This is a genomic window from Maribellus luteus (assembly GCF_003576475.1).
GTDB lineage: Bacteria > Bacteroidota > Bacteroidia > Bacteroidales > Prolixibacteraceae > Draconibacterium > Draconibacterium luteum.
Genome location: NZ_QWGR01000344.1, coordinates 1 through 254 on the forward strand (window position 1 = coordinate 1; position 254 = coordinate 254).

The window sequence follows — 254 nt, forward strand, 5'->3', positions numbered from 1 at the left end:
ACGATGGAAAACCTGCTCGCCACGCCAGTGCATCCCCTGGAGGTGATGACGGGCAAGATCGTGCCGTACATCTTCATCGGGCTGGTGCAGGTGACCATCATCCTGCTGATGGCGTTCTTCGTCTTTCAGGTTCCATTTGTCGGCAGCGTGTGGATGGTTTACGTGTCGGCGCTTCTGTTTATCGTGGCGAGCCTGACGGTGGGGATCACGCTGTCGTCGCTCGCACAGAACCAGCTGCAGGCGACGCAGCTGAC

Annotated in this window: 1 protein-coding gene; it reads left to right on the forward strand. The window is 59.1% G+C overall.

Annotated features, from left to right (window positions below):
• Positions 1-254: ABC transporter permease (locus tag D1614_RS29160; protein ID WP_241558173.1), on the forward strand; the 254-nt coding region annotated here is incomplete at both ends.